The following is a 21,427-nucleotide window of genomic DNA, read 5'->3' on the forward strand; positions in this document are numbered from 1 at the left end:
GACCGCCTGCGGCGGGCGGAGGGCACTCAACTCCCGCTGCCCGAGGGCCAGCCACCGCCAGCGCGCAGCCCGGTGGACGAGATGTCGCGCATGGGCACGTTGAGAAAAACCCAGGCCGGCGGGCGGTGCAGCGCGAGCATCCCCGCATCGCGCGCCTTGACGCGATCCTGCGCAAAGCGCAGCGCCGCCTTGGAGCGCCGTGCGCGCACACGCGCGCCCGGTCGGGCGAACACGGCCACGGGCACCCGTTCCATGATGCTTTGCCAATCCTCCCAGCGGTGAAACCCGGCCAGGTTGTCGGCCCCCATCAACCATACGAAACGCACGCCCGGATAAAGCCGCTGCAGCAGCACAATCGTGCGCGCAGTGTAGCGGCTGTTCAGCCGGGCTTCGATATCGGTGATCTCGACGCGCGGGTGGTCCATCACCGCCCGCGCCGCCGCAAGCCGCGCCGCCATCGGCGCAGGTCCGCGCGCCTTGAGCGGATTGCCGGGGCTGACCAGCCACCACACCCGGTCGAGCCCCAGCCGCCTGAGCGCCTCGCGCGTGATATGCACATGGCCCGAATGCGGCGGATCGAACGACCCGCCCAGCAGCCCCACGCGCAGGCCAGGCGGCGCATGGGGCAGCCCATGACGATGGATGATGCTCATTCCGGAATCTCTCCCACCCGGCCCACGGCCCTGATCTCGCCGCGCTTGAGACGGCTGAAATAGCTTTGCGCTTCCGCCCGCACGATGGGCATGAGCGCGTAAAGCGCGATGATGTTGAAAACTGCCATCGAGAAGATCATCGCATCCGAAAAATCGATCACCGCGCCCAGCTGCGCCGCCGCGCCGATCACCACGAAACCGCAATAGATCAGCTTGAAGGTCAGTTCGGTCCGGCGCCCCTCGCCGAACAGGAAGGTCCAGGCCTTCAGCCCGTAATAGGCCCATGTGATCATGGTGGAAACCGCAAACAGCACCACGGCGATTGCCAACACATAAGGAAACCACCCCACCACGCTGGCAAAGGCCGCCGAGGTCAGCGCCACGCCCTGAACCCCATCCGCCGTGGCGATCTGCCCGCCATCGAGCACATAGACCCCTGCTTGCGCGTCGAACACCAGCACCCCCGAGACGATGATCACCAGCGCCGTGATCGTGCAGATCACTACCGTGTCGATGAAGGGCTCCAGCAGCGCCACCGTGCCTTCCGACACGGGCTCTTTTGTGCGCACCGCCGAATGGGCGATCGCCGCCGAGCCGAGCCCCGCCTCGTTGGAAAACGCCGCACGGCGAAACCCCATGATCAGCGCGCCCACCATGCCGCCCGCGACCCCGAGGCCGGTGAAGGCCCCTTCGAAAATCTGCGCGATCGCCCAGGGCACGCGGTCGGCATTGGCGATCAGCACCGTCGCCGCCCCCAACAGGTAAACCGCCGCCATAAGCGGCACCAGCCGCGAGGTCACGCGCGCGATGCTGCGTATACCGCCCACGATCACCGCAAAGACCACCAGCGCCAGAAAGGCACCCGTGGCCCAGCCCTGCCCGTCCATCAGCCCGCCGCTGACCACCGCGATCTGGGCATGGGCCTGATTGGCCTGGAACATGTTGCCCGCCCCGATCGCGCCGCCCACGCAGCACAGCGAGAACAGCACCGCCAGAAGCCGCCCGCCGGGCAGGCCGCGCTCGGCAAAGCCCTTGGTCATGTAATACATCGGCCCGCCCGATATCGTGCCATCGGGCAGCACGTTGCGGTACTTGACCCCCAGCGTGCATTCGGTGAACTTGGTCGCCATACCCAGAAAACCCGCCAGGATCATCCAGAAGGTCGCCCCCGGCCCGCCGATGCCCACCGCCACGGCAACGCCCGCGATGTTGCCCAGGCCCACCGTGCCCGACAGCGCCGTGGCCAGCGCCTGGAAATGGCTGACCTCGCCCGCGTCCTCGCCGCTGGAATAGTCGCCCCGCACCAGCCGCAGCGCATGGGTGAAGCCGCGCAGCTGCACCAGCCCCAGATAGGCGGTGAACACCGCCGCCGCGACCACCAGCCACATCACGATCCAGGGGAAGTCGGTGCCGGGCAGAGGCGCAAAGATCAGTGCGACAAACCAGCCGGTGGCGTGCTCGAACACCTGATCGACCGCCGCGTCGAAGCCCTGCGCCGCGACTGCCCCCGGAACTGCGGCCAGAGCACCCCCTGCCACCACCCTTCGCAAAGCTGCCCCCATTGTTCCCCCGGCCCGCAAACACTATAGATGCCGCCAACACATCTCATATTCCGCAAGGACATGCATCATGGCGTCTTACCAATATGTCTATCACATGGATGGAGTCTCCAAGACCTATCCCGGCGGCAAGAAATGTTTTGAGAACATCCGCCTGTCGTTCCTGCCGGGCGTCAAGATCGGTGTGGTCGGCCCCAACGGCGCGGGGAAATCCACCCTGCTGCGCATCATGGCCGGCCAGGACAAGGATTTCACCGGCGAGGCATGGGCCGCCAAGGGCGCGCGCGTAGGCTATCTGCCGCAGGAGCCGGAGCTTGACGCCAGCCTCGATGTGCGCGGCAACGTCATGCTGGGCGTGGCCGAAAAGAAGGCCAAGCTGGACCGCTTCAACGAACTGGCGATGAATTATTCTGACGAAACCGCCGAAGAGATGGGCCAGTTGCAAGATGAGATCGACAGCCAGAACCTCTGGGATCTGGATGCGCAGATCGATGTGGCGCTAGAGGCGCTGCGCTGCCCGCCGGACGAGGCCGACGTGACGACCCTTTCGGGCGGCGAAAAGCGCCGCGTGGCCCTGTGCAAGCTGCTGCTTGAAGCGCCCGACATGCTGCTGCTCGACGAACCGACCAACCACCTGGATGCCGAAACCATCGCCTGGCTGCAGCAGCACCTGATCGACTACAAGGGCACGATCCTGATCGTCACCCACGACCGCTATTTCCTGGATGACATCACAAGCTGGATCCTCGAACTCGATCGTGGGCGCGGCATCCCCTATGAGGGGAATTATTCCAGCTGGCTGGAACAGAAGGCCAAGCGGCTTGCGCAAGAAGCGCGCGAGGACAAGTCGCGACAGAAAACGCTGGAAAAGGAACTTGAATGGATCCGCGCCGGGGCCCGCGCGCGGCAGGCCAAATCCAAGGCGCGCATCTCGGCCTATGAGCAGATGGCCAGCCAGTCCGAGCGTGAAAAGGTCGGCAAAGCGCAGATCATCATCCCCAACGGCCCGCGCCTGGGCTCGAAAGTCATCGAAGTGGATGGCCTGCGCAAGGGCTATGGCAACAACCTGCTGATCGAGGATCTGACATTCTCGCTGCCGCCGGGCGGGATCGTCGGCGTGATCGGCCCCAACGGCGCGGGTAAATCGACGCTGTTTCGGATGCTGACCGGCGACGAGCAGCCCGACGCGGGCGAGGTAACCTTCGGCGACACGGTCAAGATGGCCTATGTGGACCAGTCGCGCGACGCGCTCGATGGCAAGAAAACCGTGTGGGAGGAAATCTCCGACGGGCTGGACGTCATCACCCTGGGCGATGCCGAGATGAACTCCCGCGCCTATGTGGGCGCCTTCAATTTCAAAGGGGGCGACCAGCAAAAGAAGGTGGGGCAACTGTCGGGCGGCGAGCGCAACCGGGTGCACCTGGCCAAGCTGCTGCGCTCGGGCGGCAACGTGCTGCTGCTTGACGAGCCGACCAATGACCTTGACGTGGAAACCCTGCGCGCACTTGAGGACGCGCTGGAGGATTTCGCCGGCTGCGCCGTGGTGATCAGCCACGACCGCTTTTTCCTCGACCGGCTCTGCACGCATATCCTGGCCTTCGAGGGCGAGGCGCATGTGGAATGGTTCGAAGGCAACTTCGCCGCCTATGAGGAAGACAAGAAACGCCGCCTCGGCCCCGACGCGCTGGAGCCCAAGCGGATCAAGTACAAGAAGTTCGCGCGGTGAGATAATGTGGCGGGCCGTGGCCCGAGCCGAAACCAGGGCCGGGTGCAGGAACTGTTGCGCCCGGCCTGAACAGCCGCAGGCTGCAGCCCCGCTCCCCCGCCAGGGTTGCCGCCCCGCCCCTCACCCCCGGTGATAGGGCGTGCCCGCCAGGATCGTCGCGGCGCGGTAAAGCTGTTCGGCCAGCATCACGCGCGCCAGCATGTGCGGCCAGACCATCCGCCCGAATGAAATCTTGGCATCGGCCCGCGCGCGCAGGTCGCGCGAAAGCCCGTCGGCGCCACCGATCAGGAACGCCGCATCGCGCCGTCCCTCGTCGCGCCAGCGCGCCAGCATTTCGGCAAACTCGGGCGAGGAAAGCGCCTTGCCGCGCTCATCGAGCGCACAGAGCACCGCGCCATCGGGCGCGGCACGCAAGAGCCGCTCGCCCTCTGCCTCCGGGCCGCCGCCCGAACGATCCTCGATTTCAAGAACCTGCGCGGGGCCAAGGCCCAGCCCCTGCCCTGTCCGGCCAAGGCGCAACAGGTAGTCGTCGATCAGCGCCGCCTCGGGCCCGCCACGCAGCCGGCCCACGGCACAGATATGCAGCCGCATCAGGCGTCGGACGGGGCCGGGGCACCTGCGGGCGCGGACTGCCACATCTTTTCAAGCTGGTAGAAGGCACGCACCTCGGGGCGGAAGACATGCACCACCACGTCGCCCGCGTCGATCAGCACCCAGTCGCCGGCATCCTTGCCCTCGCAGCGGGCGGTGAAGCCGTAATCCTGCTTGAGCCGCTCGACCAGCTTGTCCGCGATCGCCGCCACCTGACGCGAAGACCGGCCCGAGCAGATCACCATGTGATCGGCCATGGTCGAGCGCCCACCAAGATCGATCGTGACGATCTCTTCGGCCTTCTCGTCATCCAGCGTTGAAAGAATGGTGTCCAGCAGCGGCACCTGCGCCGCCTGCTTCTTGCGCGCGGTCATCGCCGCGCCTCCTGCTGCGGCCGGGGCATCGGCCGCCTGCTCCATGTATGACAGGACATGGTCCTCCTTTGTTGCGCGCCGCGCGATGCGGCACCTCGTGTTCTTCAAAAGTAGCAACGCAGCTTGTGAAACTCAACGGGCAGCCCCCCGATCACGCGCAATTGCGCAAGGCGTTGCCCAAATGCGCAAGGGCCGTATTTCGGCAATCCGCACTGGGGCGCAGGCTTTGGGCCGCTCCCGCCGCCGCATATTGCGTCACGCCGCAAAGACGCCTAGATACAAGCGCATGATACGCTATTTCGACATGGATGACAGGCGGCGGCTGCCCTGGCGATTTTTCGGCCTGTCTCATTCTCTTCTGGCTCTGGGCTGACGGGCATTCCGCCAGCCCCGTTCAGCCATTCAGCCTTCCGCAATGGAGAGAGCCATGACAGCTCCGAAGACCCTCTACGACAAGATCTGGGACGATCATCTGGTCGATCAGGCCGATGACGGCACCTGCCTGCTCTATATCGACCGCCATCTGGTGCACGAAGTGACCAGCCCGCAGGCCTTTGAAGGCCTGCGCATGACCGAGCGCAAGGTGCGCGCGCCCGAAAAGACCATCGCCGTGCCCGACCACAACGTGCCCACCACGCCCGACCGCGCCTCGGGCGTGATCGAGAACGAGGACAGCCGCATCCAGCTCGAGGCGCTGGACAAGAACGCGCGCGACTTCGGGCTGAACTACTACCCGGTGAACGATATCCGCCAGGGCATCGTGCATATCATCGGGCCTGAGCAGGGCTGGACCCTGCCGGGCATGACCATCGTCTGCGGCGACAGCCACACCGCGACGCATGGCGCCTTCGGCGCGCTGGCACATGGCATCGGCACCTCCGAGGTGGAGCATGTGCTGGCCACGCAGACGCTGATCCAGTCGAAATCGAAGAACATGAAGGTCGAGATCACCGGCTCGCTTCCGCCGGGTGTGACGGCCAAGGACATCACGCTGTCCGTCATCGGCCGGACCGGCACCGCCGGCGGCACCGGGCATGTGATCGAATATTGCGGCCAGGCCATTCGCGAATTGTCAATGGAAGGCCGGATGACGGTCTGCAACATGGCCATCGAGGGCGGCGCACGCGCCGGGCTGATCGCGCCTGACGAAAAGACGTTCGAGTATATCAAGGGCCGCCCGCACGCCCCGAAAGGTGCCGCCTGGGAAACCGCGCTCGCCTGGTGGAAGACACTCAAGTCCGACGAGGGCGCGCATTGGGACAAGGTGGTCAGCTTTGACGCCTCCGAGATCGCGCCGGTCGTCACCTGGGGCACCAGCCCCGAGGACGTGCTGCCGATCACCGGCACCGTGCCCGCGCCCGAGGATTTCACAGGCGGCAAGGTCGAGGCCGCGCGCCGCTCGCTTGAATACATGGGGCTGGAGCCTGGCACCCGGCTGCAGGACATCGAGATCGACACGGTGTTCATCGGCTCGTGCACCAACGGCCGGATCGAGGATCTGCGCGCCGCCGCCGCCGTGCTGAAAGGCAAGAAGATCAAGGACGGCATCCGCGCCATGGTCGTGCCCGGCTCGGGCCTCGTGCGCGCCCAGGCTGAAAAGGAAGGGCTGTCCGACATCTTCATTGAGGCCGGGTTTGAATGGCGGATGGCCGGCTGCTCGATGTGCCTGGCGATGAACCCCGACCAGCTGGCCCCGGGCGAGCGTTGCGCCGCCACCTCGAACCGCAACTTCGAGGGCCGCCAGGGCCGCGGCGGGCGTACCCATCTGATGAGCCCCGCCATGGCCGCCGCCGCCGCACTGACCGGCCGGCTGACCGACGTGCGCGAGCTGATGTAAGGAAGGCAGAGACATGGACAAGTTCACAACCCTCACCGGGGTCGCCGCGCCGCTGCCTATGGTCAATGTCGATACCGACATGATCATTCCCAAGCAGTTCCTGAAAACCATCAAACGTTCAGGGCTGGGCAAGAACCTCTTCGACGAGATGCGCTATGACCAGAAAGGCAACGAGATCCCCGATTTCGTGCTCAACCAGCCGGCCTATCGCAACGCCGAGATCCTTGTCGGAGGCGAGAATTTCGGCTGCGGCTCGTCGCGCGAACATGCGCCCTGGGCGCTGCTGGATTTCGGCATCCGCTGCGTAATCGCGCCCAGCTTTGCCGACATCTTCTTCAACAACTGCTTCAAGAACGGCATCCTTCCGATCACCCTGCCGCAGGAACAGGTCGATATCCTGATGGACGACGCGCGCAAGGGCGCCAATGCCCGCATGACCGTCGATCTGGAAAACCAGACCATCACCACCTCGGACGGGCAAACGATTGGCTTCGAGGTCGATCCGTTCCGCAAGCACTGCCTGCTCAACGGGCTGGACGATATCGGACTTACGCTCGAGAAAGTCGCCGCGATCGATGCTTTCGAGGCAAGGGCCGCCACGCTCCGGCCCTGGGTCTGAACTGGCGACAAGGGTACGTACCTGGTGCCGCCTGGTGCCGGGATTGGCCGCGAATACCAGATATTGGGCCGCCCTGCCGGGGTGGCCCATTTCATTTGTTCAACCTGATGCAAACCGGCGACAGTTTCGGCCCTCACACCAGAAAAAAATTAGCAAACCTACACAGAATGTTGCAGCCGGAAGTTAATCTGGGCAGGATTAAGGCAAAGATATGGCGCCCTGAAATGCGATATTCGGGGAAGGTCCAAACCAGGTCACGGCAAAGCACCGGGGCCGGACGCATTGAGGATGAGAGGCAGTGTTGACGCGGGTTCTGGGCGCTCTGGCGCGCGCATTTCTGGTATTTCTTCTGGTCACGATGCCGGCGCTCATGATGCCCGGAATCGCGACCGAGACCGCGCAGATCGTGCTGCTTTTTGCCTTTTTCGCAGCCCTGCTGACGGTTATCGAGTATTCCGCGCGCTATCCCGGCCTGATCGAGTTCCGCTACGCGCCACCCTACAACCGCATTCGCTTTCTTGCGCTCTTCCTGATCGTGCTCATGCTTTCGGCAATCGCCCGCGCGCAGCACGAACCGGGCACTCTGACGCTGTTCGTCCAGGCTGTGGGCACCCTGATCGGGCAGTCGATGGATTTCCCCTACAGCCCGGTTCGTCTGGTGACACTGATGCTGCCGGCTAGCAGTTCGGCCGAACATGTCCTGCTGGTACGCAGCGCCGCGGGGATCAGTTATTTCGTCTCGCTTTTCATGCTGATCGTTTTCGTCTGCAGCCTGCGTATCGGCGGATGGCCCGCGCGGCACAACGCTTTCAACGTCTGGGTGAACCTGCCGACATTCGATCCGACTGCCGGGGGCGATGTCGTGCTCAGGCTCGAGCGGGATGCCATGCTTAATATTGCGTTAGGGTTTTTCCTGCCATTCTTGATCCCGGCCCTCATCCTGACGGTCTCGGTCACTGTGCGTCCGGTCACACTGACCGATCCGCAAACACTGGTCTGGACAGTCGCCGCATGGGCATTCTTGCCGGCAACACTTCTGATGCGCGGGGTGGCGCTCAGCCGGATCGCGCGGATGATCCGCGAGAAACGGCGCCGCAATGGCGACACCGAAGGCGCGGCGCTGCAACCTGTCTGACATCCAGCGAACGGGCGCCCTTCACGCGTGCGTTCTTCCTGATTCTGTCACTCTGCGCTGCACTGTTCTGCACTGGCGCGGCGGCGGGCGACACGCTGCGTGTGGCAACCTTCAACGCCAATCTTTCGCGCAGCGGGCCGGGTCTCTTGCTGCGCGACATTCTCTCGGGGCAGGATGAGCAGATCGAGGCCGTGGCGCAGATCATCGCCGCCGCCAAGCCCGACATCCTTCTGCTCACCAAGTTCGATTACGATCATGGCGGCGTTGCGCTAAAGGCTTTTGCCCAGGCCCTGGCCGCCTGGGGCGTGGCCTATCCTTACCGTTTCGCCCTGCGCCCCAACAGCGGCGTGCGCACCGGCCTCGACATGACAGGCGACGGCCGCGAAGATACCCCCGACGATACCCAGGGTTACGGCACATTTGCCGGCCAGGGCGGCATGGCACTGCTGTCGCACCATCCGGTGGATGCGCAGGGTGTGCGCGATTTCTCGGAGTTTCTGTGGCGCGACCTGCCGGGCGCGCTTCTGCCGCGGCGCGATGGCGCACTCTTCCCCTCGGAAGAGGTGTTCGCGATCCAGCGGCTTTCCACCACCGGGCACTGGGATGTGCCGGTGCTGCTGCCCGGGGGACAGTGGCTGCATCTCCTCGCCTTCTACGCCTCGCCGCCGGTATTCGGCGGCCTCGAAGGGCGCAACCTGCGCCGGAACCATGACGAGGTGCGGTTCTGGAACCTGCTGCTGAGCGACGCCCTGCCGATGCCGCCGCCCGATGCCCCGTTCGTGCTGCTGGGTGATGCCAATCTCGACCCGTTCGATGGCGACGGCAAGCATGCGGCTATCCGCGCACTGCTTGCCCACCCCGCCCTTCAGGATCCGGCGCCGCGCAGTGCCGGCGGGGCCGCGATGGCTGATGCGCCCGTCAACGAAGGGCATCGGGGCGAGGCCCCGCTTGACACTACCCACTGGCCACAGGCACGCGGCCCCGGCAACCTGCGGGTCGATTACGTGCTCCCCGCCGCCGGGCTGACACTCCGCGGGGCAGGAGTATTCTGGCCCGCCCCCGAAGACCCCGAGGCGCCGCTGCTGCGCACCCGCAGCGGCGAGGAAGCCTCGCGCCACCGGCTTGTATGGGTCGATCTGGCCCTACCCTTGCACTGAGGCCGGGCGGGTGCAGGCACATCAGCCCGGCGGCGAAGCGGGGCACATCATGCCTGCCAGGGACGGCTGACATACGCATGGCGGGGGCCCCGGTCGGCATGAAGGGCGCACCGTTTCCAAGGCCTGTGCCGGGCTGTTGGGCCTCTCCACCATCACTACGCCCGGTTTCAAACGCTGAAACGGTTTAGCAGGGCAGCGACCGCCCGTTCCGGCAGCTTGCCGCCGAGATGCGCATTCAGCGCCGCAAGACTTGTCCGCGCCGCCATGTCCGGGGCCATAGGCTGGCCCGGAAAGCGCCCGAACCGCGCTTCCAGGTGAAACTGCTCCAGCCGCTCTGCTTCCAACTCGGCCTTCTTGATCTGATTGCGCAGCTTCTGTTGGCCTTCGTCATCAACCGAAAAAGGCGAAGGTTTCAGCTTGCGGCGCAGGCTGCGCAGCGGCACGACCACGTCATCACGCCAGCCGGCCACCGCCGCATCGACCTGCGCCACACTGGCTGCATCGAAGGCAACGCCATCGCGGGCACGAAACAGCAGATAAAGCGCAAGGTTGACATCCGCACTGCCCTCGTCTTGCAAGGCAAGGCAGGCTTCCTGCACCTCGGGGCTGTCGTAGAACTTCAGCGAGAAAGCCCAGAAACGCCCCGTTTCAACTTTTTGTTGCCCGGTCATCCGGCAACTCCTCTCTCCAGCCTCGGTCCTCGGCACCGCCAGCGCATTGGCCGGGCCGGGATCACCATGAACGAATGACGCTGCCCCCCTCAACACCCCGAGTGCAAGACCTGAATCTCGAGCGCAAGACCCGAAACCCTGCCCAGCCCGCTGGCAGGGGCCGGCGCCCCGGGTTAGGTTTGCGCCGATCTGCCCGACAGGACGCAAGCGCCAGAGTCGCGAGAGCCGCCCTTTTGAACAACCGGAGACACTCGATGCCGCAACCCGCTCCCGCCGTTCTCGATTTCCTGCAACGCCGCCGCTCGTGCCCGGCCAAGATGCTGGGCCTTCCGGTGCCTGGCCGGGAAGATCTGATGCCGCTCTTGCAAGCGGCGGCGCGCAGCCCCGATCATGGCAAACTGGAGCCGTGGCGATTCATCGTTCTGGAACGCCGCGCGCTGCAACGGCTGGCCGCACTGGCGGGCGAGTGCGGCCATGCGCTGGGGCTTGCGCCCGAGCAGGTCGAAAAGGGCGTGCGGCAATATGGCGATGCGCATCTGGCGGTGGCGGTCGTTGCCTCGCCCAGAGCATCCGAGAAGATTCCACAGATTGAGCAGCACCTGTCTGCCGGCGCGGTCTGCCTCGCGTTGCTAAATGCTGCCCTGGCCGCGGGTTGGGGGGGCAACTGGCTGAGCGGCTTTGCCAGCCATGACAGGAAGTTCTGCGAAATCGGGCTGGGGCTGGCCGAAGGCGAATTCATTGCCGGGATGATTCATATCGGCACCGCCCCCGCGCAACCGGTGCCAGAACGCCCGCGTCCGGACCTGGAAAAGATCGTGCAATGGGTCGCCGAATAGGCGGCCCCTGCGCGCCAACGCGCTCAGGGGCGGTGGAGATCCGAATCGAGCCTGTTGAAGATATCGATGTCGGCGACCGTGACCAGTTCGTTGATCAGCACGAAGGCCGCGATGCCCCAGCAGACCAGAGCGATGATCGTGGCCAGCTTGACCTTCTGGCGGATGTGCGGATCGACCGGCGCCGATGACGGGGTGCCCGGCACCGTTTCATTGGCTTCTTCCTGCGTCGTCAGACGCAGCGGCAGCACGATGAACAATGCCAAAAACCAGAACACCGCGAACAGCACGAAACCCGACATGATGGTCATGACTCAGACCTCTTCCAACTCGATCAGGGTGCCGTTGAAATCCTTCGGGTGAAGGAACAGCACCGGCTTTCCGTGGGCGCCTATCTTGGGCTCTCCGCCGCCCAGCACCCGCGCGCCCTGCGCCAGCAGACGGTCGCGCGCAGCCGCGATATTTTCGACCTCATAGCACAGATGGTGGATGCCACCCGAGGGGTTCTTTTCAAGAAATCCGGCAATCGGGCTATTGTCGCCCAGCGGGTGCAGCAGCTCGATCTTGGTATTGGGCAATTCGATAAACACAACAGTGACGCCGTGGTCAGGCTCGTCCTGGGGTGCGGCGACGCTTGCGCCCAGCATGTCGCGATACTGCGCTGCGGCCACCTCCAGATCGGGGACGGCGATGGCGACATGGTTGAGGCGGCCAATCATGTGAACTTCCTCGCTGAAACCGGCCAGTCCGGCCTGCATCAACGCCGCTTATGCCTGCCTGCCGCTTGACCCGCAAGCACCCCAAGCGCGGCCAGTTGGCGCAGCCCTGCGCCAGCAAGCGCGCTCTCGCAGGTTGGGGTAAAGTGGCAAAATTGCGGCAAAACCATGTCATAAACTAGCAAGTGCTTGACCTGTTAGTAAAAAATTACTAGGCGAAGGCGTTTTCCGGCGCGTCGCGCGCCGTTGTCTGGGCAGTGTTTGCGGTGAAGTTTGTTGCGATCTCCGGTTCCGGATATTCGGGGGGCACGTTGCTGTCGCTCCTCATGTCGCAAGGGGCGGAGTGTTTCACCCTCGGACAGTTGGAACTGCTGTGGCAGGCCTGGGAGAGCGATGCGCCCTGTCGCTGCGGGGCAAATCTGCGCGATTGCCCCGTATATGGCCCCCTTCTGGACGGGATGTTCAGCCCTTCGGCCAGCGGCGGCCTCACCCCTGCGGCGATGCGACGGCGCGGGGCCGCCTTTCTGAACTCTGCCGATCAGGTTGCCGACTGGGGCGATGTCGAGGCACGCGCACAATTACGGGCCGAGCATGAGGGCTTTCTGCACCCGCTTGCCGCCCTTCTCGACGCGACAAGCGAGACAAGCGGCGCACGTGTTCTTGTCGAGACCTCGGGTGATCCGCGCGTGGCGCTGGCGCTGGACCTGCTCGAAGGGGGTGACCTGCGCGTGCTCAACCTGCTGCGCGACCCGCGCGCGGTCGCGTGCAGCAGCTATCGGCGGGCGGGAGGGCTTGCCGCCACGTGGCGAGAGCTGCGCCGTTGGCGCCGCCGTCAGCAGCGGCTGGAACAATGGCGCCACGGTCTCGGCGCGCGCTACATGGCCCTGCGTTACGAAGATTTCACCGCCCGTCCGCGCGACACGCTGGCGAATGTGCTGCAATGGGCGGGGCTGCAAATGCCTGCGGGGCTGTTTTCAGGCCCGGACAAGGCAGCGCTTGCCACCGAAGGGCTGCATTTTGCCATTCCTGCCGATACCGGCTGCACCGCCACGCAAAACGGTCAGGTCGCGATCACCCCGCACGAAAGCTGGCGCGTGCCACGCAACGCCGCCCTGCGCGGGCTGGCGGTGGTAGCCACCTGGCCCGGCCTTCGCCGACATTACCCGCCGAACATGCGCGCGACAATCGGTCTGCCCCGCGATTGAGGGTGTATCAGAAGGCCTTGAACGTCATCGTGGTCAGCGTGCGCACGATTCCCGGAATGTCGAACAGGCTGCGGTTGAGGTAATGGCCGACATCTTCGTCATCGGGGATATAGACCTTGGCAATCAGGTCATACTCACCCGAGGTCGAATAAAGCTCGGATACAACCTCGCGGTCATAAATCGCGTCGGCAACCTCATAGGTTCTGCCCGGTGAACACCGAAACTGGACGAAAACGCAGCGCATCCCTGACTCCCTGACTGACGCCGGGCCAGCCTAGCGCATCGTCGCACTCGACTGAAACCGCTTTCTGCGTGTCATGACCAGGGAATGCTGGAACACCAGCCTTTTACCCGGCCAGTCGCTCAAGAAGTTCACGGTTGCGGCAATAGTCGGGCGGGCTTTCGGCAGTGGCGTCGGCATGGGCATAGAGCCAAGCGCTGCATTCCTCGACCGAATCGCAGCGCATACAGCGCAACACGGCCCCCCGCAACGACTCGGGCTCAAGCCGGCCGCTGGCCATCGCCTCGCCCACGTCGATGCCGACCGTATCCGCCATTTGACCGACCAGAGCCGCATGTTGATCGATACGCTTGAAGAAATTCATCTCGAACCCTCCTCTTGCACTGCTGCCGGGCCGGTTGGCCCTGCGGTAAGGCTGAATTCTGCACGAAGGCCGATTATGGAGAAATGATCTGCATCAAATACGTTCAGGGTGCAGTCGGGGCTTTGCAGCGGCAGCCACCGGCGCTAGCCTGAACCCATGTTTACCATCGAGCATGATTTCGACGCCACGGTCATCACCCTGATCGACGAGGGCAGCCCGCATCTTCAGGAGGATGTGAGCGTGCAGGCCTTCGAGGATTGCATCGTGGTCGAACAGCTTGATCCGCGCCGGGACGAGCCGGTGCGGATCACCCTTTCGCTTACGCAGCTGCGGGATCTGGGGGCGGCGCTGAACCTGCCCGAAGGGGTCTACCGGCTGCGCCGCGCCGCGCCGCACGGCACGGACAAGCCAGAAAATGGATGAGACGGGCAACCGCCCCGCCGCCCGGCCGCCACAGGGTCAGGGCCGTCTCGATGCGCTGGCACGGGCGGCGGCACGGCACCGGCTTGAAATCATGGGGGCCTTTCACCCGGTCCTGTCCGATAAGGTGCCCTCCGGCACTGGCACCCTGGTGCTGCTGGGGCCGCATGGCCCCGACTTCTGGGCGCATGTCAGCACACAACCGGAGTTCACGGATGGAGCAGCCGACCCGCTTGACCGCTGGTCGCACCGGGTGATCGCGGCGCTGGCCGCGCAGCTTGACGGGCGGGCGCTCTTTCCCTTCACCGGGCCGCCCTGGCACCCTTTCTACGAGTGGGCATTGCGCAGCGGGCGTGCATGGCCCTCGCCCGTGCGGCTGCTGGTGCATGACCGGGCGGGGCTGTGGGCCTCGTTCCGCGGGGCGGTTGCGCTGACCGAACGGCTGGACCTGGCCGAGCCCCCGCCCGCAAACCCCTGTTCGGACTGCGCCGAAAAACCCTGCCTTTCGGCCTGCCCTGCCGGGGCGCTTGGCAGCGCGGGGTATGACATTCCGGCCTGCCATGCCTGGCTTGACACCCCTGCCGGCGGCACATGTCTGAACGCGGGCTGTCTGGTGCGCCGGGCCTGCCCCGTTTCGGCCCGATACGAAAGACCCGCCCAACAATCGGCTTATCACATGCAGCAGTTTCACCCCGCATGAGCAGGTCATCTCCCTTTCGCGTGATCCTGACACGTCATGCCCAGTCCGGCTGGGAGGATACGCCCGGCGGCGACCACGCACGCACCCTCACCGCGCAGGGGCAGGAAGATGCCCGTCGCGTCGGCCGCTGGCTGGCGCATCAGGGGCTGGCCCCCGATACAGCGCTGGTATCTACCGCCCGGCGCACCCGCGAGACATGGGAAAACATCGCCGTGGCACTGCCCGACACCTGCACAGTGGAGTTTCTAGACGAGCTTTACCGCGCCGGACCGGATGTGATGCTGCACCTGCTGCGCCGGGCACGGGGCAAGACCGTTCTGATGCTGGGGCACAATCCCGGCATAGCCGAATGTGCCCGTCTGCTGCTGGACCACGACCCGGCACATCCGCAGTTTGCCACCTATCCGCCCTGCGCGACCCTTGTTGCCGAGTTCCGCATTGCAGGCTGGACCGAGCTGCGTTTCCGCGCCGGCCAAGCAATGCAATTCATTGTGCCTGCCGATCTGGCGGATACCGAAAACATGTGAGCCGCAAGAGCGCGGGCGTCATCTCTCGATGCCTTAATCCTCAGCGCAATGGAGGCGCATAGAGCAGCCCGCCCTGCACCCATTGTGCATTCAGCCCACGCGGCAGGCCGATCGGGGTCTGTTCCCCGACGGTCGAAGCAAAGATTTCTCCGAAGTTGCCGCCAGCAGCAATCGCCCGCGCGGCCCAGGCCTCGTCAAGCCCCAGCCGCGCACCAAGATCGCCCTCTTTCCCCAGGAGCCGGTTGATCGCGGTCGAGGCCGCGCCCTGTGCGTGCTCGGCTATATTGGTCGAGGTCACACCCAGTTCTTCGGCCAGAACCAGCGCGTAGAAAACCCAGCGTACGATCGAAAGCCAGGCGTCATCGCCCGCGCGGACATAAGTGCCCAGCGGTTCTTTCGATATGTATTCAGGCAGAATCACATGATTTTCCGAATCGGCGAAACTCGCGCGCATGGCCGCCAGCGCCGAGACCTCGGCAGAGTAAACCTCGCATTCACCGGCCATGTAGAGCTGCTGCGCCTCGGCATGGTTGCTCACCTCGCGCAGTTGGAATGTCATGTTGTTGGTGCGGGAGTATTCCAGAAGATTGGCCTGCGTGGGCGTGCCCTGCTGCACGCACAGCGTGGCATCGTCCATCTCCAGCGCCGAGCCGAATCCGCTGGAACGTGGCACCATGAAGCCCTGCCCGTCGTAATAGGTGACACCGGCAAAACTCAGCCTCGGGTCCACGTCGTTGCCGAAGCTCCAGGCCGCGCCGCGCAGCACAAGATCAACCTGCCCGGCGGCCAACTCGTCGAACGGATCCTGCGCGGCAACCGGCACGAACACCACCGATGCGGCATTGCCCAGCACCGCAGCCGCCACCGCCCGGCAGAGCGCAACATCGAAACCCTGCCAGACCCCGCTGGAATCGGGCGCGGCGAAACCCGGCATATTTGGCTGCACACCGCAGACGAGGCTTTCGCGTTCATGCACCTTTTCAAGTGTCTGTGCCCCGGCGCCCGCCCCCATGACAAACCCCGCCGCGACAAGGACTGCCCCGAAAATGCTGCGCGTCATTCTCACCTCTTCCTGCCTGACTGCCACGCCCCCGCAAGCTGCCTCGGCCTTGACCGTTGTCATTTTGCCGCGCGCCGACCGATTCGTTCGGCCCTTTCCCCGGGTATGACGTGCAGCGTGCGGACACCATAAGCGAAAAACCGCCGTCGCCAAAAGGTGAATGGGTTGAGCAGGGGGATTGGCCCGTTGAAGAGGTGTTGGCCCGCCCGGTCGAACGCGACCACCATGCTGACGCACCAGCGCAAAGTTCAGTGATCGCGCCGGGCGGCCACGCCCAGAAGTGACAAAAGCCGCGCCGCATCGAGAAACCCCGCACGCCTTGCGGCGGCATGGGCCGCGGCCTCGGCATCTTCGCCCCATAGTTCGATCTGCCACTCTTCGTCGATACGCGACAGCTGCCAGAGCGTCTCGGGCTTGTCGCGCCCAAGCGCCGCCGCCAACCCGATCACCAGCGAGCCGCTCAGCGCCACCAGCCCGTGCAACCCCACCAGCCCGAAGGGCGTGAAGCGGGCGACTTCGCGGCGAAGGGCTTTCAGGCTGGCCTCAGGCTGTGGGCGGGGCATGACACCATCGGCCCGCTCAAGCGACGCGCCAAGATCCCTTGCCGCCCAGTCCAGCAGCGGATCCCACGCCCGCGCCTGCCGCGCGCGCAGCGCCTCGGGCGCCGGGGCGCGGTAGCACAGCAGATCGCTTGCGCCATAGCCGGCGATCTCATCAACCACGGATTCGCGGCGCCCGGCCACCCCGTCGATGGCGGTATTGGCCGCCCGTGTAAGCGACATGTTTTCGGGGCGGATGACATCCTCCTGTGCGTCCCATTCGGCGGCCAATGCCTCGGCCAATGGGCGGCTGGGCACCACCAGGGGGGCCTTCCCGGGGGTCTTTACCGGGCGCGAATCCAGCATGACGGCATAGCCCGCGCCCCCTTCGGCGGCGGCGACCGACACGGTTTTCCAAAACCGCCGCGCCTTCCATTCGCCGCTCATGCCGCGGCCTCCTGCAAAGCGGCCAGCGCCGGGCCAAGGGCCGAGAAATCCTCGATCACGCGGGCCGCGCCGGCCCGGTGCAATGCCGCGGCCGCGTGATAGCCCCAGGCCACACCGATCCCCGGCAAGCCGGCATTGCGCGCCATCTCCATGTCATAGCTGGTGTCGCCAACCATAACCGCATTTCCGGGCGCGACGCCGGTTTCGCGCAAGGCGGCCTCCAGCATCGACGGGTGCGGCTTGGACGGATGATCATCGGCCACCTGCGCGGTCACGAAATAATCACCCAGTTCATGGGTGCGCAGCATATGGTCTAGCCCGCGCCGCGACTTGCCCGTCGCCACCCCCAGCAAGACGCTGTCCTGCCCGGCCAGCGCCTGCAGCACGGCCCGCGCGCCGGGGTAAAGCGGCGATTCCGCCTGGGCACGCCGCGCTGCGAAAGCGCCGCGATACCCGGCGGTCAGCCCCTCGATCAGGTCGCGCGGCGCCTCGGGCGCCAGCCGGCGCATCGCCTCGGGCAGCGAAAGCCCGACGATGCCCAGCACAGCGGCGCGCGGTGGCGTGACCAGCCCCAGATCGCCGAAAGCAACCTGCATCGCGGCCATGATATGGTTCTGGCTGTCCACAAGGGTGCCATCCACATCGAAGACGACAAGGCGCAGCGGGGTGGTCATCCGGCCTCCTCGAACGGGTCGGCGGGCACATCGGCCTCGCGCCAGTCGAAGGTGGCCCAGCTGCGTTTCATGTGCTCGGGCAAGGGCGCGACCAGCGTCACCACGCGCCCGGTGATCGGATGGATGAACCGCAGCGAGCGCGCGTGCAGATGCAGCTTGCGGCTGATATCGCCGCCCAGTTGCGCACCCCAACCCTCGCCCAGGTTCTCCTGCCCCGAGCCGCCATATTTGCCATCGCCCACGATCGGGTGGCCCAGTTCGGCCATATGGGCGCGCAACTGATGCGTGCGCCCCGTCACCGGCACCAGCGCGACCCAGGCCGCGCGCTTGCCCAGCGCCGAAAGCACTGCGTAATCGGTGGTCGCGCGGCGCGCGCCTTCGGTCGCGGCCACCTCGTCGGGGTGAATGCAGCGCATCTTTTCACCCTCGCCGCCCGGGCCGCGCCCGCCGGCCTTGACCAGCGCGTAGCGGATCGTCCCCATCATGGGCTGCGGCACCCCGGCGACCAGCGCCCAGTATATCTTGCGGGTTTCGCGGGCGCGGAAAGCTTCCGACAACCGCCGCGCCACCCTTGGCGTGCGCGCCAGCAGCAAGATGCCCGACGTGTCCTTGTCGAGACGGTGCACCAGCATTGGCTTGTCCTTGTAGCCAAAGCGCAGCGCATCCGAGAGGCCATCGACATGCCGCTGCCCCAGACCAGAGCCTCCCTGGCTGGGCAGCCCCGGCGGCTTGTTGAGCGCGATGATATGCTCGTCCTTCCACAGCACCGCCGCCTGGATCATCCGCGCGTCGGCCTCGGGGATGCCCCGGTCGGGTTCGGGCGGCAGGGGCGCGTTGTCATCGGGCAGCGGCGGAATGCGCAGCTTCTGGCCCGGCTCCAGCCGTGTCGAGGGCTTGACCCGCCCGCCATCAATGCGCAGCTCGCCCTTGCGGCACATCTTTTCGATCCGCCCCTGGCTGAGCTGCGGAAACTGGCGCCGCAGCCAGCGGTCAAGCCGCTGGTCGCCCTCGTCGGGCCCGATCATGCGCGTCTGCACCCCGCTCATGCCAGCCACCCCCGCGCAAGCCATACACCCGCAACAACCGCCGCCAGCGACAGGATCACCGAGCCCAGCGCATAGCCCACCGCCCAGCCGTGCAGCCCCCGCTCCCACAAGAGCAACGCATCGAGCGAGAATGTCGAAAAGGTCGTATAGGCCCCCAGCACGCCGACCAGCAGAAAGGGCGCGTGGCGCATCAGCCCCTTATCGATCAGCCACACAAACACGATGCCGATCAGGAAAGACCCCAGCACGTTCACAAACAGCGTGCCGCTGGGCACGCCGGGGCCGAAAAGCCGCTGCGCCCCCATCTGGGTGCCATAGCGCAGGATCGCGCCGGCCGCGCCGCCCAGGGCAACTTGTGTCAGGGTCCAGAACATGGGGCTTTCTCTTTCGCGCACGGGCGCGCTTGTCAACCGCCCGACACAGGCTGCGGCCGCCTTTCCCCGGCCGGCAGTACGGCCAATGCAGGCGCAGCCTGCCGCCAGGGCAAGGCGATTGCCCCTGCTGTCATATGAGCTAGTCTTGTCGCCAACTGGCCAGAGCCATCCGCAATCAGGAGCAATCATGCGTAAGATCCCGCTTGGAAGAACCGGCATCGAAGTTTCCGAAATCTGCCTTGGCTCCATGACTTGGGGCACCCAGAACACCGAGGCCGAGGCCCACGCCCAGCTTGACCGCGCGATCGAACGCGGCGTCAATTTCATCGACACCGCCGAGATGTATCCGACCAATCCGATTTCAGCCGAGACCGTGGGGGGCACCGAGAGGATCATCGGAAACTGGCTGAAGGCCACGGGCCGGCGCGACCGTGTCGTGATCGCCACCAAGGTCTCGGGCGAAGGCACGAAAGTCATCGAGGGCGGCCCGCCGATCAGCCGCGCGCGGATGACCGAGGCTGTCGAAAACTCGCTGCGCAGGCTTCAGACCGATGTGATCGACCTTTATCAACTGCACTGGCCCAATCGCGGGTCGTATCACTTCCGCCAGAACTGGAGCTTCGACCCCTCGCATCAGCGGCGCGACGAGACGGTGGCCCATATGATGGAGATCCTGGAAACCGCGCATGAACTGGTGCAGGCGGGCAAAATCCGGCATCTGGGCCTTTCTAACGAATCCGCCTGGGGCACGGCCATGTGGCTTCGCCTGGCCGAGGAAAACGACCTGCCGCGGATGCAGACGATCCAGAACGAGTATTCGCTGCTATGCCGTCTGTTTGACACCGACCTGGCCGAACTGAGCGTGAACGAGGAACTGCCGCTGCTGGGCTATTCTCCGCTGGCAGCGGGGCTTCTGAGCGGCAAGTATGCGGGCGATGTCACGCCCGAGGGCACGCGGCGCGCTCTCAACGCCAATCTGGGCGGGCGGATCACGCCCAGGGTCTGGAGCGCGGTTTCCGCCTATATGGGCATCGCCAACGAGGCCGGGCTTGACCCCTGCCAGATGGCGATTGCCTGGTATCGCAGCCGCCCGTTCACAGCCATTCCGATCATCGGCGCAACCAGCACCGAGCAGCTCGACAACCTGCTCGGGGCCGCCGACCTGACGCTTTCCGACGATGTCCTTGCCGCCATCGGACGGGCCTGGCGGGCGCATCCGATGCCGTTCTGAAGCACGCGATCAGGCGATGCGGCGGAACGCCGGGCGATCGCCGGTATTGTCGAAAAACGGCACGCTTTCGGGCTGGCCCACGCCGGCCTCGACCAGTGCGGCGACTTCGGCCAGAACGACCTCGGTGATGAAGGGCAGATCGAAACGCCGCGCCTCGGCCAGCGGTATCCATTGCAGGTGGCTGAGTTCCTCGCAGGCGGCCGAGAAATCGTCCGGGTCGCCTGCAATCCGCCCGGCCTCGACCAGAAAGAAGCGTGCGTCGAACCGGCGCGGTCGCCCCTTGGGCGTGACCGCGCGAAACACATAGCGCAGCCCGGTCGCGCTGGGGCACATTCCGCGCGCGGCAAAATCGGCCCAGTCGGGCGCGGGCGGATCAGGCCATTCACCCGGCGCGCCCAGCATCAGCCCGGTTTCTTCCCAAAGTTCGCGGATCGCTGCCGTCGCCAGCGCGGCCGGGTTCGCGCCATCCTGCGCGATCCGGGACGCGCAAACCGGGTCAAGCGGCGCGGCCAGCGTAACATCGGCATCGCCCGGATCAACCGCGCCACCAGGAAACACCACCTTGTTGGGCATGAAGGCGGCCCCTGCCCCGCGCTGCCCCATAAGCACACGCGGGACGGTTGCGGCATCGCGGATCACCAGCACCGTGGCCGCGTCGCGAATTGCTGTCTTGTCCATCTGATGCCTTCCTGCCGGGGCTGCGCCAAGGTTCCGGTTTCGCCCTGTTA

27 protein-coding genes are annotated in these 21,427 nt (G+C 65.5%); 12 read left to right on the plus strand and 15 right to left on the minus strand.

All coding sequences use genetic code 11. The features are described from left to right. Window positions 1-26: 26 nt before the first annotated feature. Window positions 27-653, minus strand: coding sequence for a nicotinate-nucleotide adenylyltransferase (locus DQ229_RS10650; protein WP_114966234.1), 627 nt, complete (start codon window positions 651-653; stop codon window positions 27-29). Then, window positions 650-2,215: an alanine/glycine:cation symporter family protein gene (locus tag DQ229_RS10655; RefSeq protein ID WP_114966235.1), complete on the minus strand. Its 1,566-nt coding sequence runs from the start codon at window positions 2,213-2,215 to the stop codon at window positions 650-652. Before DQ229_RS10655 ends, DQ229_RS10650 begins: the two co-directional genes overlap by 4 nt. Before the next feature lie 67 nt (window positions 2,216-2,282). Here DQ229_RS10655 and ettA point away from each other — a divergent pair, with 67 nt between their 5' ends. Further along, window positions 2,283-3,938 (plus strand): energy-dependent translational throttle protein EttA, encoded by a 1,656-nt coding sequence (ettA, locus tag DQ229_RS10660; protein WP_114966236.1) that lies wholly within the window; start codon window positions 2,283-2,285, stop codon window positions 3,936-3,938. A 120-nt stretch (window positions 3,939-4,058) separates the two neighbouring features. On the opposite strand, the gene rlmH is transcribed toward ettA, so the two are convergent. Beyond that, window positions 4,059-4,529 carry a 23S rRNA (pseudouridine(1915)-N(3))-methyltransferase RlmH gene (gene rlmH / locus DQ229_RS10665; RefSeq protein ID WP_114966237.1) on the minus strand — a complete coding sequence of 157 codons (471 nt, stop codon included), beginning with the start codon at window positions 4,527-4,529 and terminating at the stop codon, window positions 4,059-4,061. Further along, complete coding sequence (gene rsfS / locus DQ229_RS10670) at window positions 4,529-4,903, minus strand: ribosome silencing factor (RefSeq protein ID WP_238381037.1); 375 nt, start codon at window positions 4,901-4,903, stop codon at window positions 4,529-4,531. The genes rlmH and rsfS overlap by 1 nt, the downstream gene beginning before the upstream one ends. Before the next feature lie 181 nt (window positions 4,904-5,084). Between rsfS and DQ229_RS16810 the strand changes: the two genes are divergently transcribed. The 5 genes from DQ229_RS16810 (at window position 5,085) to DQ229_RS10690 (ending at window position 9,651) form a co-directional block, all read left to right on the plus strand. After that, a complete protein-coding gene (locus DQ229_RS16810) occupies window positions 5,085-5,276 on the plus strand; it encodes a hypothetical protein (RefSeq protein ID WP_238381038.1) in 192 nt (63 codons plus the stop codon). A 54-nt stretch (window positions 5,277-5,330) separates the two neighbouring features. Continuing rightward, the gene (gene leuC / locus DQ229_RS10675) at window positions 5,331-6,740 is read left to right on the plus strand and encodes a 3-isopropylmalate dehydratase large subunit (RefSeq protein ID WP_114966239.1); all 1,410 of its coding nucleotides are present in this window, start codon (window positions 5,331-5,333) and stop codon (window positions 6,738-6,740) included. 13 nt (window positions 6,741-6,753) lie between these two features. Next, window positions 6,754-7,359, plus strand: a complete 606-nt coding sequence (leuD, locus tag DQ229_RS10680; protein WP_114966240.1) for a 3-isopropylmalate dehydratase small subunit — start codon at window positions 6,754-6,756, stop codon at window positions 7,357-7,359. Window positions 7,360-7,657: 298 nt separating this feature from the next. Further along, complete coding sequence (locus DQ229_RS10685; protein WP_114966241.1) at window positions 7,658-8,494, plus strand: hypothetical protein; 837 nt, start codon at window positions 7,658-7,660, stop codon at window positions 8,492-8,494. Window positions 8,495-8,595: 101 nt separating this feature from the next. Then, complete coding sequence (locus DQ229_RS10690; protein WP_202909559.1) at window positions 8,596-9,651, plus strand: endonuclease/exonuclease/phosphatase family protein; 1,056 nt, start codon at window positions 8,596-8,598, stop codon at window positions 9,649-9,651. Between the two features lie 167 nt (window positions 9,652-9,818). Here DQ229_RS10690 and DQ229_RS10695 read toward each other — a convergent pair whose 3' ends face one another. Further along, window positions 9,819-10,322 carry a TIGR02444 family protein gene (locus tag DQ229_RS10695; RefSeq protein WP_114966243.1) on the minus strand — a complete coding sequence of 168 codons (504 nt, stop codon included), beginning with the start codon at window positions 10,320-10,322 and terminating at the stop codon, window positions 9,819-9,821. A 254-nt stretch (window positions 10,323-10,576) separates the two neighbouring features. Here DQ229_RS10695 and DQ229_RS10700 point away from each other — a divergent pair, with 254 nt between their 5' ends. Continuing rightward, window positions 10,577-11,158 carry a nitroreductase family protein gene (locus DQ229_RS10700; RefSeq protein ID WP_114966244.1) on the plus strand — a complete coding sequence of 194 codons (582 nt, stop codon included), beginning with the start codon at window positions 10,577-10,579 and terminating at the stop codon, window positions 11,156-11,158. A 23-nt stretch (window positions 11,159-11,181) separates the two neighbouring features. Here DQ229_RS10700 and DQ229_RS10705 read toward each other — a convergent pair whose 3' ends face one another. Next, window positions 11,182-11,466, minus strand: a complete 285-nt coding sequence (locus DQ229_RS10705; protein WP_114966245.1) for a DUF1467 family protein — start codon at window positions 11,464-11,466, stop codon at window positions 11,182-11,184. Window positions 11,467-11,469: 3 nt separating this feature from the next. After that, entirely contained in the window at window positions 11,470-11,874 is a 405-nt protein-coding gene (gene mce / locus DQ229_RS10710; protein ID WP_114966335.1) for a methylmalonyl-CoA epimerase, read from the minus strand. A gap of 323 nt (window positions 11,875-12,197) precedes the next feature. On the opposite strand from mce, the gene DQ229_RS10715 reads away from it, so the two are divergent. Beyond that, entirely contained in the window at window positions 12,198-13,076 is an 879-nt protein-coding gene (locus tag DQ229_RS10715) for a sulfotransferase (protein WP_238381039.1), read from the plus strand. Between the two features lie 7 nt (window positions 13,077-13,083). Here the strand turns inward: DQ229_RS10715 and DQ229_RS10720 are convergent, their stop codons facing one another. Continuing rightward, a complete protein-coding gene (locus DQ229_RS10720; protein WP_114966247.1) occupies window positions 13,084-13,320 on the minus strand; it encodes an Lrp/AsnC ligand binding domain-containing protein in 237 nt (78 codons plus the stop codon). 103 nt (window positions 13,321-13,423) lie between these two features. Continuing rightward, the gene (locus DQ229_RS10725) at window positions 13,424-13,681 is read right to left on the minus strand and encodes a DUF6455 family protein (protein ID WP_114966248.1); all 258 of its coding nucleotides are present in this window, start codon (window positions 13,679-13,681) and stop codon (window positions 13,424-13,426) included. 156 nt (window positions 13,682-13,837) lie between these two features. On the opposite strand from DQ229_RS10725, the gene DQ229_RS10730 reads away from it, so the two are divergent. From DQ229_RS10730 to DQ229_RS10740, 3 genes are read left to right on the plus strand one after another with little or no spacing between them, the layout of a single operon-like run. Continuing rightward, window positions 13,838-14,104: a hypothetical protein gene (locus DQ229_RS10730; protein ID WP_114966249.1), complete on the plus strand. Its 267-nt coding sequence runs from the start codon at window positions 13,838-13,840 to the stop codon at window positions 14,102-14,104. Continuing rightward, window positions 14,097-14,801 (plus strand): ferredoxin, encoded by a 705-nt coding sequence (locus DQ229_RS10735; RefSeq protein WP_420796860.1) that lies wholly within the window; start codon window positions 14,097-14,099, stop codon window positions 14,799-14,801. The genes DQ229_RS10730 and DQ229_RS10735 overlap by 8 nt, the downstream gene beginning before the upstream one ends. Continuing rightward, window positions 14,798-15,328 carry a SixA phosphatase family protein gene (locus DQ229_RS10740; RefSeq protein WP_114966250.1) on the plus strand — a complete coding sequence of 177 codons (531 nt, stop codon included), beginning with the start codon at window positions 14,798-14,800 and terminating at the stop codon, window positions 15,326-15,328. Before DQ229_RS10735 ends, DQ229_RS10740 begins: the two co-directional genes overlap by 4 nt. A 40-nt stretch (window positions 15,329-15,368) precedes the next feature. Here the strand turns inward: DQ229_RS10740 and DQ229_RS10745 are convergent, their stop codons facing one another. The 5 genes from DQ229_RS10745 to crcB all read right to left on the minus strand — a co-directional run bounded on the left by DQ229_RS10745 (window position 15,369) and on the right by crcB (window position 19,468). After that, window positions 15,369-16,388, minus strand: coding sequence for an amino acid ABC transporter substrate-binding protein (locus DQ229_RS10745; RefSeq protein ID WP_202909557.1), 1,020 nt, complete (start codon window positions 16,386-16,388; stop codon window positions 15,369-15,371). A gap of 248 nt (window positions 16,389-16,636) precedes the next feature. After that, window positions 16,637-17,374: an ATP12 family chaperone protein gene (locus tag DQ229_RS10750; protein ID WP_114966251.1), complete on the minus strand. Its 738-nt coding sequence runs from the start codon at window positions 17,372-17,374 to the stop codon at window positions 16,637-16,639. Further along, entirely contained in the window at window positions 17,371-18,048 is a 678-nt protein-coding gene (locus tag DQ229_RS10755; RefSeq protein WP_114966252.1) for an HAD-IA family hydrolase, read from the minus strand. The genes DQ229_RS10750 and DQ229_RS10755 overlap by 4 nt, the downstream gene beginning before the upstream one ends. Beyond that, entirely contained in the window at window positions 18,045-19,094 is a 1,050-nt protein-coding gene (locus tag DQ229_RS10760) for an RluA family pseudouridine synthase (protein ID WP_114966253.1), read from the minus strand. Before DQ229_RS10760 ends, DQ229_RS10755 begins: the two co-directional genes overlap by 4 nt. Beyond that, window positions 19,091-19,468: a fluoride efflux transporter CrcB gene (gene crcB / locus DQ229_RS10765; RefSeq protein WP_114966254.1), complete on the minus strand. Its 378-nt coding sequence runs from the start codon at window positions 19,466-19,468 to the stop codon at window positions 19,091-19,093. The genes DQ229_RS10760 and crcB overlap by 4 nt, the downstream gene beginning before the upstream one ends. Before the next feature lie 187 nt (window positions 19,469-19,655). Here crcB and DQ229_RS10770 point away from each other — a divergent pair, with 187 nt between their 5' ends. Further along, the gene (locus tag DQ229_RS10770; protein ID WP_114966255.1) at window positions 19,656-20,699 is read left to right on the plus strand and encodes an aldo/keto reductase; all 1,044 of its coding nucleotides are present in this window, start codon (window positions 19,656-19,658) and stop codon (window positions 20,697-20,699) included. A gap of 9 nt (window positions 20,700-20,708) precedes the next feature. Here DQ229_RS10770 and DQ229_RS10775 read toward each other — a convergent pair whose 3' ends face one another. Further along, complete coding sequence (locus DQ229_RS10775; protein ID WP_114966256.1) at window positions 20,709-21,377, minus strand: NUDIX hydrolase; 669 nt, start codon at window positions 21,375-21,377, stop codon at window positions 20,709-20,711. Between the last annotated feature and the right edge of the window lie 50 nt (window positions 21,378-21,427).

The organism is Alkalilacustris brevis (assembly GCF_003350345.1).
Taxonomy (GTDB): domain Bacteria; phylum Pseudomonadota; class Alphaproteobacteria; order Rhodobacterales; family Rhodobacteraceae; genus Alkalilacustris; species Alkalilacustris brevis.

Excerpts from the sequence above, each read along its gene's own strand:
- DQ229_RS10650 (WP_114966234.1), bottom strand. The coding sequence starts at position 653 with ATGAGCATCATCCATCGTCATGGGCTGCCCCATGCGCCGCCTGGCCTG.
- DQ229_RS10655 (WP_114966235.1), bottom strand. The coding sequence starts at position 2,215 with ATGGGGGCAGCTTTGCGAAGGGTGGTGGCAGGGGGTGCTCTGGCCGCA.
- ettA (WP_114966236.1), top strand. The coding sequence starts at position 2,283 with ATGGCGTCTTACCAATATGTCTATCACATGGATGGAGTCTCCAAGACC.
- rlmH (WP_114966237.1), bottom strand. The coding sequence starts at position 4,529 with ATGCGGCTGCATATCTGTGCCGTGGGCCGGCTGCGTGGCGGGCCCGAG.
- rsfS (WP_238381037.1), bottom strand. The coding sequence starts at position 4,903 with ATGACCGCGCGCAAGAAGCAGGCGGCGCAGGTGCCGCTGCTGGACACC.
- DQ229_RS16810 (WP_238381038.1), top strand. The coding sequence starts at position 5,085 with ATGCGCAAGGGCCGTATTTCGGCAATCCGCACTGGGGCGCAGGCTTTG.
- leuC (WP_114966239.1), top strand. The coding sequence starts at position 5,331 with ATGACAGCTCCGAAGACCCTCTACGACAAGATCTGGGACGATCATCTG.
- leuD (WP_114966240.1), top strand. The coding sequence starts at position 6,754 with ATGGACAAGTTCACAACCCTCACCGGGGTCGCCGCGCCGCTGCCTATG.
- DQ229_RS10695 (WP_114966243.1), bottom strand. The coding sequence starts at position 10,322 with ATGACCGGGCAACAAAAAGTTGAAACGGGGCGTTTCTGGGCTTTCTCG.
- DQ229_RS10700 (WP_114966244.1), top strand. The coding sequence starts at position 10,577 with ATGCCGCAACCCGCTCCCGCCGTTCTCGATTTCCTGCAACGCCGCCGC.
- DQ229_RS10705 (WP_114966245.1), bottom strand. The coding sequence starts at position 11,466 with ATGACCATCATGTCGGGTTTCGTGCTGTTCGCGGTGTTCTGGTTTTTG.
- mce (WP_114966335.1), bottom strand. The coding sequence starts at position 11,874 with ATGATTGGCCGCCTCAACCATGTCGCCATCGCCGTCCCCGATCTGGAG.
- DQ229_RS10715 (WP_238381039.1), top strand. The coding sequence starts at position 12,198 with ATGTCGCAAGGGGCGGAGTGTTTCACCCTCGGACAGTTGGAACTGCTG.
- DQ229_RS10720 (WP_114966247.1), bottom strand. The coding sequence starts at position 13,320 with ATGCGCTGCGTTTTCGTCCAGTTTCGGTGTTCACCGGGCAGAACCTAT.
- DQ229_RS10725 (WP_114966248.1), bottom strand. The coding sequence starts at position 13,681 with ATGAATTTCTTCAAGCGTATCGATCAACATGCGGCTCTGGTCGGTCAA.
- DQ229_RS10730 (WP_114966249.1), top strand. The coding sequence starts at position 13,838 with ATGTTTACCATCGAGCATGATTTCGACGCCACGGTCATCACCCTGATC.
- DQ229_RS10735 (WP_420796860.1), top strand. The coding sequence starts at position 14,097 with ATGGATGAGACGGGCAACCGCCCCGCCGCCCGGCCGCCACAGGGTCAG.
- DQ229_RS10740 (WP_114966250.1), top strand. The coding sequence starts at position 14,798 with ATGAGCAGGTCATCTCCCTTTCGCGTGATCCTGACACGTCATGCCCAG.
- DQ229_RS10745 (WP_202909557.1), bottom strand. The coding sequence starts at position 16,388 with ATGACGCGCAGCATTTTCGGGGCAGTCCTTGTCGCGGCGGGGTTTGTC.
- DQ229_RS10750 (WP_114966251.1), bottom strand. The coding sequence starts at position 17,374 with ATGAGCGGCGAATGGAAGGCGCGGCGGTTTTGGAAAACCGTGTCGGTC.
- DQ229_RS10755 (WP_114966252.1), bottom strand. The coding sequence starts at position 18,048 with ATGACCACCCCGCTGCGCCTTGTCGTCTTCGATGTGGATGGCACCCTT.
- DQ229_RS10760 (WP_114966253.1), bottom strand. The coding sequence starts at position 19,094 with ATGAGCGGGGTGCAGACGCGCATGATCGGGCCCGACGAGGGCGACCAG.
- crcB (WP_114966254.1), bottom strand. The coding sequence starts at position 19,468 with ATGTTCTGGACCCTGACACAAGTTGCCCTGGGCGGCGCGGCCGGCGCG.
- DQ229_RS10770 (WP_114966255.1), top strand. The coding sequence starts at position 19,656 with ATGCGTAAGATCCCGCTTGGAAGAACCGGCATCGAAGTTTCCGAAATC.
- DQ229_RS10775 (WP_114966256.1), bottom strand. The coding sequence starts at position 21,377 with ATGGACAAGACAGCAATTCGCGACGCGGCCACGGTGCTGGTGATCCGC.